Annotated in this window: 7 protein-coding genes and 1 pseudogene; 4 read left to right on the forward strand and 4 right to left on the reverse strand. The window is 72.6% G+C overall.

Annotation, left to right across the window (positions count from 1 at the left end; translation table 11 throughout):
- The 4 genes from KZQ38_RS31840 to hemW form a co-directional block, all read right to left on the reverse strand.
- On the reverse strand, positions 1-735 hold the full coding sequence (locus KZQ38_RS31840) for a 16S rRNA (uracil(1498)-N(3))-methyltransferase (RefSeq protein WP_219447487.1): 735 nt from the start codon (positions 733-735) through the stop codon (positions 1-3).
- Complete coding sequence (gene dnaJ / locus KZQ38_RS31845) at positions 732-1,880, reverse strand: molecular chaperone DnaJ (protein ID WP_219447489.1); 1,149 nt, start codon at positions 1,878-1,880, stop codon at positions 732-734. Before dnaJ ends, KZQ38_RS31840 begins: the two co-directional genes overlap by 4 nt.
- Before the next feature lie 88 nt (positions 1,881-1,968).
- A complete protein-coding gene (gene hrcA, locus KZQ38_RS31850) occupies positions 1,969-2,991 on the reverse strand; it encodes a heat-inducible transcriptional repressor HrcA (protein WP_219447491.1) in 1,023 nt (340 codons plus the stop codon).
- A gap of 101 nt (positions 2,992-3,092) precedes the next feature.
- Complete coding sequence (gene hemW, locus KZQ38_RS31855; RefSeq protein ID WP_219447493.1) at positions 3,093-4,307, reverse strand: radical SAM family heme chaperone HemW; 1,215 nt, start codon at positions 4,305-4,307, stop codon at positions 3,093-3,095.
- Between the two features lie 291 nt (positions 4,308-4,598).
- Here hemW and KZQ38_RS31860 point away from each other — a divergent pair, with 291 nt between their 5' ends.
- The 4 genes and pseudogenes from KZQ38_RS31860 to KZQ38_RS31870 all read left to right on the forward strand — a co-directional run.
- Positions 4,599-6,281, forward strand: a complete 1,683-nt coding sequence (locus KZQ38_RS31860; RefSeq protein ID WP_219447494.1) for a nitrite/sulfite reductase — start codon at positions 4,599-4,601, stop codon at positions 6,279-6,281.
- Positions 6,278-6,436 (forward strand): Insertion element protein, encoded by a 159-nt coding sequence (locus tag KZQ38_RS36665; protein WP_308258690.1) that lies wholly within the window; start codon positions 6,278-6,280, stop codon positions 6,434-6,436. The genes KZQ38_RS31860 and KZQ38_RS36665 overlap by 4 nt, the downstream gene beginning before the upstream one ends.
- A complete protein-coding gene (locus KZQ38_RS31865) occupies positions 6,433-7,134 on the forward strand; it encodes a phosphoadenylyl-sulfate reductase (RefSeq protein WP_219447496.1) in 702 nt (233 codons plus the stop codon). Before KZQ38_RS36665 ends, KZQ38_RS31865 begins: the two co-directional genes overlap by 4 nt.
- Positions 7,116-7,304: pseudogene (locus tag KZQ38_RS31870) on the forward strand (phosphoadenosine phosphosulfate reductase family protein); the annotation flags it as partial. The gene KZQ38_RS31865 and the pseudogene KZQ38_RS31870, both read left to right, overlap by 19 nt.

Raw genomic sequence — 7,304 nt, forward strand, 5'->3', positions numbered from 1 at the left:
TCACCGCCAGCGATCGGTCAGCACACCCAGCGCTGCCAAACCGACCGCCGCGGCGGTCGACGCGCGCAACACGGTGGGCCCCAGGCGCACGACCTGCGCACCCGCGCCGGTCAGCGTCACGAGTTCGTCGTCGGTGATCCCGCCCTCGGGGCCGACCACGAGCAGCACGTCGCCCGCGGCGGGCAGGGACACCGACTTGACGCCGTCCGCCGCGGACTCGTGCAGGACCAATGTCACCGCCGCGGACGCGGCCATCCGGGCGAGGGCGGCCGTGCCGACGGGTTCGGCGACGTGCGGCACCCTGGCGCGCCGGGCCTGCTTCGCGGCTTCCCGCGCGGTGGCCCGCCAGCGTGCGAGCGCCTTCGCGCCGCGCGGCCCGTCGTCCCACTTCGCCACGCACCGCGCGGCCTGCCACGGCACGACCTCGTCGACGCCCGCTTCGGTGGCCAGCTCCACGGCGAGTTCACCGCGGTCGCCCTTCACCAGCGCCTGCGCCACGATGACGCGGACCGCCGGTTCGGGCACGGTCCAGCGCTCCACGACCCGCAGCCGCAGCGAGTCCTTCAACGCTTCGCCGACCACGCACCGCACCTGCGCGCCGGAGCCGTCGGAGAGCACCAGCTCCTCGCCGGCACGCAGCCGCCGCACGGTGGCCGCGTGCCTGCCCTCGGGCCCGTCGAGCACGAACTCCTCGCCCGCGGGCAGCGCGGGCACCAGGAAGACGGGCGGTGTCACCGGTGGCGGCCGGAGCGCAGGCGGGAGAACAGCCCGCCGCCGCCCTTGCCGTTGTGCGCCAGCGTCGGCTCGTCCTCGCCGCGCGACACGGCCAGTTCCCGCAGCAGCTCCGCCTGGCGGGCGTCGAGCCTGGTCGGCACCACGACCTCCAGGTGGACGTGCAGGTCGCCGCGGCCGTCGACGCGCCCGGAGGACCGCAGCCGCGGCATTCCCCGGCCGGTGAGCACCAGTTCGGTGTTCGGCTGGGTGCCGGGCTCGATCTCCAGGTCCTCCTCGCCGTCGAGGGTCTGGAGCGGCAGGACCGCGCCGAGGGCGGCGGTGGTCATCGGGACGCGCACCGAGCAGTGCAGGTCCGCGCCGTCCCGCTCGAACACCTCGTGCGGTACCTCCTCGACCTCCACGTACAGGTCGCCCGCGGGTCCGCCGCCGGAGCCGACCTCGCCCTGGCCCGCGAGCCGCACCCGCATCCCCTCGGCGACGCCGGGCGGGATCTGCACCGAGATGGTGCGCCGGGACCGGACGCGGCCCTCGCCCGCGCACTGGCGGCACGGGTCGGGGATGACCTCGCCGAGGCCGCGGCACACCGGGCACGGGCGGGCGGTGACGACCTGGCCGAGGAACGACCGCTGCACCGACTGCACCTCGCCGCGCCCGCCGCACGTGTCGCAGCGCACCGGGGACGAGCCCTCGGCGCAGCCGCTGCCCACGCACACGTCGCACAGGATCGCGGTGTCGACGGTCAGTTCGCGGGACGCGCCCGCCGCGCACTCCTCCAGCGTCATGGACAGCCGAATCAACGCGTCGGAGCCGGGCTGCACGCGGCTGCGCGGGCCGCGCCCGCCGGCGCCGCCGGTCGCGCCGAAGAACGCGTCCATGATGTCGCCCAACCCGAACCCGGCGAACGGGTCGCCCGTGCCGCCGCCACCGCCGCCGGGCGACAGCGGGTCGCCGCCGCGGTCGACGATCTCGCGCTTCTTCGGGTCCGACAGCACCTCGTAGGCCGCCGTCACCTCTTTGAAGCGCGCTTCCTCGTTGGGGTTGACGTCCGGGTGCAGTTGGCGCGCGAGCTTGCGGTAGGCGCGCTTGATCTCCTCGGGCGTCGCGTTCCTGGAGACCCCGAGCGTGCCGTAGTAGTCCCTCGCCACCGTGTGTCCTCCTGCGGGCGCGCCGAGCGCGCGCTCGCTCCCTTGCGAAACGTCCTGTGGGCCTTCCGTGTTCCCCTGCGTTGCCGTGCTACCGCGACGTGAGGATCTCCCCGACGTAGCCGGCGACCGCGAGCACCGCCGCCATCGTGCCGGGGTAGTCCATCCTCGTCGGACCCACCACCCCCATGCCCCCGAGCAGGTTGTCGCGGCTGCCGTAGCCGATCGACACGATGGACGTGCTGCGCATCTCGGCCGCCTCGTTCTCCTCCCCGATGTGCACCAGCACGGTGCCGGGGTCGCGGGCCGCGGCGAGCAGCTTGAGCACCACGACCTGCTCCTCCAGCGCCTCCAGCACCTGGCGCAGCGAACCGGGGAAGTCTGCCACGTTGCGGGTGAGGTTCGCGGTGCCACCCAGCACCAGCCGCTCCTCCGGGTGCTCCACCAGCGTCTCGATCAACACGGTGCTCACCCGGGTCAGCACGTCGCGCAGGTCGGCGGGCGCGTGGTCGGGCAGCTCCGCGACGCCCGCGGAGGCGTCGGCGAGGCGCTTGCCGACCATGGCGGTGTTGAGCATCGCCCGGATGCGTGCCACGTTCTCCTCGGTGACCACGTCGCCGAGGTCCACCGAGCGCTGGTCGACGCGCCCGGTGTCGGTGATCAGCACCAGCATCAGCCGGGCCGGTGTGATGGCCAGCACCTCCAGGTGCCGCACCGTGGACCGGCTCAGCGTCGGGTACTGGACGACGGCGACCTGGCGGGTCAGCTGGGCCAGCAGGCGGACGCTGCGGCGCAGCACGTCGTCCAGGTCGTACGCGCCGTCGAGGAAGCTGCGGATGGCGCGGCGCTCGGCCGACGACAGCGGCTTGACCTCGCTCAGCCGGTCCACGAACAGCCGGTAGCCCTTGTCGGTGGGCACGCGGCCGGCCGAGGTGTGCGGCTGAGTGATGTAGCCGTCCTCCTCCAGCGAGGCCATGTCGTTGCGCACGGTCGCGCTCGACACACCGAGGTTGTGCCGTTCCACCAGCGCTTTCGACCCGACGGGCTCCTGGTTGGAGACGTAGTCGGCGACGATCGCGCGCAGCACTTCGAACCGGCGCTCGTCCGCGTTCACCGCGCGTCACCTCCACTACGACGACCTTCTTCACCACGAGTTTACGGAGGTGGGACGTCCTACCGGAAAACCCGCCGACGCCGGCTTCGGCCGGCGGGGCCTCACGTGAGCCGGCGCACCACCGCGTCCGCGAGCAGCCGACCCCGGTCGGTGAGCACGCAGCGACCGGCGGCGAGGGCCGCCGGGTCGAGCAGCCCGTCCGCCGCCGCGACCGCCGCTTCGGCGCGGCCGTCGTCGTCCAGCACGTCCACCGGCAGCCCGGCGGCCAGGCGCAGCTCCAGCAGCACCCGCTCGACCCGGCGGTCCTCGGCGGTGAGCACCTCGCGGCCGGCCGCCGGCGACGCGCCCGCGGCGAGCAGCTCGGCGTACTTGGCGGGGTGCTTGACGTTCCACCAGCGGACGCCGCCGACGTGGCTGTGCGCGCCGGGACCCGCGCCCCACCAGTCCGCGCCCCGCCAGTAGAGGACGTTGTGCCGGCACTCGGCCTCCGGGGAGGCCGCCCAGTTCGACACCTCGTACCAGCCCAGGCCGTGCTCGGTGAGCGCGGTGTCCACCACCTCGTACTTGTCGGCCAGCACGTCGTCGTCGGGCATCGGCAGCTCGCCGCGCCGGACCCGCCGCGCCAGGGCGGTGCCCTCCTCCACGATCAACGCGTACGCCGACACGTGGTCCACGCCGGCGGCGCGCACCGCGTCCAACGACATCCGGAGGTCGTCCGCGGTCTCGCCGGGCGTGCCGTAGATGAGGTCGAGGTTCACGTGGTCGAAACCCGCCGCGCGGGCCTCGCGGGCGGCGGCGGGCGCGCGGCCCGGCGTGTGGGCGCGGTCCAGCACGGCGAGCACGTGCCGGGCGGCGGACTGCATCCCCAGCGAGACCCGGGTGTAACCCGCGTCACGGATGCCCGCGAAGAACTCCGGCGAGGTGGACTCGGGATTGGACTCGGTGGTCACCTCGGCGTCCGCCGACAGGCCGAACGACGATCGGACGGCCGCCAGCACGTCGGCGAGGCCGTCCGCGCCGAGCAGTGACGGAGTGCCACCGCCAACGAAGACGGTGTCGGCGGGCGGCGCGTCGCCGAGGACGGCGGCGGCCAGGTCGAGTTCGCGGCGCACACCGTCCAACCAGGAGCCGGGCGACGCGGAGGAACCCAGCTCACCGGCGGTGTAGGTGTTGAAATCGCAGTAACCGCAACGGGTCGCGCAGAACGGGACGTGCACGTAGACGCCGAAGGGGCGGGTGCCGAGACCGGCCAGCGCGGTCACGGGCAGTGAGCCGTCGGGCGGCGCGGGATCACCGATCGGCAGAGCGGAGGGCATGCGCCCAGTGTCCCACTTACCGGACGCGTCCAGCCCGTCCCACCATTCGGATGGCGGTGGACCACGGGATGGACGCGTGGCACGCTGACCCCCATGACGTCGAACGGAGTGCGCCTGGTGGTCCGCCGCCACGTCGACTTCCGTCGCGTCTCCAGCGCGATGTGCCGTCGTTCGGCATAGTCCGCGCCAGACGTTTGTTCCCGTCGGCGCCGGCTGCGCTGACGAGGCCCCCACCACCGCCCCACCGGGACTCGCACGCGCGGCAGCGCCCCGAATCCCCGGAGGACGAGGATGGTCCCCCCGACTACGACGCCTCAGCGTGCCAGGCAACGCCGAGGCGAGGGGCAGTGGGCGCTCGGCTACCGCGAGCCGCTGAACCCCAACGAGCGGAGCAAGAAGGACGACCACCCGCTCAACGTGCGGGAGCGGATCGAGAACATCTACGCGCACGGCGGGTTCGACTCCATCGACCCGGCCGACCTGCGCGGCCGGTTCCGCTGGTACGGCCTCTACACCCAGCGCAAGCCCGGCATCGACGGCGGCCGGACGGCCACCCTGGAGCCGGAGGAGCTGGACGACGAGTTCTTCATGCTGCGCGTCCGCATCGACGGCGGTCGGCTGACCACGGCACAGCTCGCGTTGATCGGCGAGCTTTCGCAGACCTACGCGCGGGACACGGCCGACATCACCGACCGGCAGAACGTGCAGTACCACTGGATCCGCATCGAGGACGTCCCGACGATCTGGCAGAAGCTGGAGGCCGTCGGGCTGACCACGATGGAGGCGTGCGGTGACAGCCCGCGCGTCATCCTCGGCTCCCCGGTGGCGGGCATCGCCGTGGACGAGGTGCTGGACGGCTCGCCCGCGATCGACGAGATCCAGCGCCGCTACATCGGCGACCCGCGGTTCGCGAACCTGCCGCGCAAGTTCAAGACGGCGGTGTCCGGTCTGCCGGACGTGGCGCACGAGATCCACGACGTGGCGTTCGTCGGCGTCGTCCACCCCGAGCACGGCCCCGGTTTCGACCTGTGGGTCGGCGGCGGCCTGTCCACGAACCCGATGCTGGGCAAGCGGTTGGGCGCGTGGGTGTCGCTGGAGGACGTGCCGGCCGTGTGGGAGGGCGTGGTCAGCGTCTTCCGCGACTACGGCTACCGCAGGCTCCGGCACCGGGCGCGGATCAAGTTCCTGGTCGCCGACTGGGGCCCGGAGAAGTTCCGGCAGGTGCTGGAGGACGAGTACCTGGGCCGCGAGCTCGCGGACGGGCCCGCGCCGGAGGTGCCCGCCGTGCCGCGCGACCACGTCGGCGTGCACCGCCAGCAGGACGGCCTCTACTACGTGGGCGCCGCGCCGATCGCGGGCCGCGTCAGCGGTTCCACGCTGGTCGAGGTCGCGAAGGCGGCCGAGCGCGCGGGTTCCGGCCGGGTGCGGCTGACGCCGTTGCAGAAGCTGGTCGTGCTGGACGTGCCGGAGGCCGAGGTGCCCGGCCTCCAGGCGGACCTGGCGAAGCTGGGCCTGGAGACCACGCCGTCGCCGTGGCGGCGCGGTGTCATGGCGTGCACCGGCATCGAGTTCTGCAAGCTCGCGATCGTCGAGACGAAGGCCCGCGCCGTGGACCTGGTGTCGGCGCTGGAGGCGCGGCTGGCCGACGTGGTGGCGGGCGTGACGGAGCCGGTCACGGTGCACATCAACGGCTGCCCCAACTCGTGCGCCCGCATCCAGACCGCCGACATCGGGTTGAAGGGCCAGATCGTCACCGACGACAGCGGCGCGCAGGTCGAGGGTTTCCAGGTGCACCTCGGCGGCGGGCTCGGCCTGGACGCCGGGTTCGGCCGGAAGCTGCGCGGCCACAAGGTGACCGCCGCCGAGCTGGCGGACTACGTGGAGCGCGTGGTCCGCAACTTCGTGGCCAAGCGCTCGGAAGGCGAGCGGTTCGCGCAGTGGGTCGCCCGCGCCGAGGAGGCGGACCTCAGGTGAGCGAGCGCGCCACGCCGTTCTACTGCCCGTACTGCGGGGACGAAGACCTCCGCCCCCAGGAGGAGCCGGCCTACTCGTGGCTGTGCGCCTCCTGCCGCCGCGTGTTCACCGTCAAGTTCATTGGTCTCAACCTTCCACAGGAGGTGTCGCGATGACCGCACCCGCCAGGGTCGAGGAACTGAAGGTGATCGCCCGGGCCGCTTCGGTCGAGCTGGCGGACGCCAGTGCCGAGGAGGCCCTCGCGTGGACCGCGCGCACGTTCGGCGACAGCTGGATCGTCGCGTCGAACATGCAGGACGCGGTGCTGGTCGACCTGGCCACCAAGGTCAAGCCGGACGTCGAGGTGTTGTTCCTGGAAACCGGCTACCACTTCCCGGAGACCATCGGCACCCGGGACGCGGTCGCCCTGGTCTACCCGGAGGTGCGCATCGTCAACGCCGCCGCCGAGCAGTCGGTGGCGGACCAGGAGCGCGAGTTCGGCCTGCTGAACCAGACCGACCCGAACCGCTGCTGCCACCTGCGCAAGGTGGTCCCGTTGCAGCGCACGCTGGGCAACTACGACGCCTGGGTGACGGGCGTGCGCCGGGTGGACGCGCCCACCCGCGCGAACACGCCGATCGTGCAGTGGGACGAGCGCAACGGGCTGGTGAAGATCAACCCGATCGCGCCGTGGTCCGACGACGAGTTCAACAGCTACATCGCCGACCACGGGATCCTGGAGAACCCGTTGGTGCAGACCGGTTACCTGTCCATCGGCTGTGCTCCGTGCACGGCGAAGCCGCTGCCGGGCGCCGACCCGCGCAGCGGTCGGTGGGCGGGCACCTCGAAAACGGAATGCGGGTTACACGGATGACAGCGACAGCCATGGACACGTTGGACCGCCTGGAGTCGGAGGCGATCCACATCTTCCGCGAGGTGGCGGGTGAGTTCGATCGGCCGGTGATCTTGTTTTCCGGTGGTAAGGACTCGACGTTGTTGGTGCATTTGGCGGTGAAGGCGTTCTGGCCGGCGCGGGTGCCGTTT

It is taken from the genome of Saccharothrix obliqua (genome assembly GCF_019375475.1).
GTDB classification, from domain to species: Bacteria; Actinomycetota; Actinomycetes; order Mycobacteriales; family Pseudonocardiaceae; genus Actinosynnema; species Actinosynnema obliqua.

Bases quoted from the DNA above. Each gene is read 5' to 3' on its own strand.
- hemW (WP_219447493.1), bottom strand. From the start codon at position 4,307: ATGCCCTCCGCTCTGCCGATCGGTGATCCCGCGCCGCCCGACGGCTCA.
- KZQ38_RS31860 (WP_219447494.1), top strand. From the start codon at position 4,599: ATGGTCCCCCCGACTACGACGCCTCAGCGTGCCAGGCAACGCCGAGGC.
- KZQ38_RS31865 (WP_219447496.1), top strand. From the start codon at position 6,433: ATGACCGCACCCGCCAGGGTCGAGGAACTGAAGGTGATCGCCCGGGCC.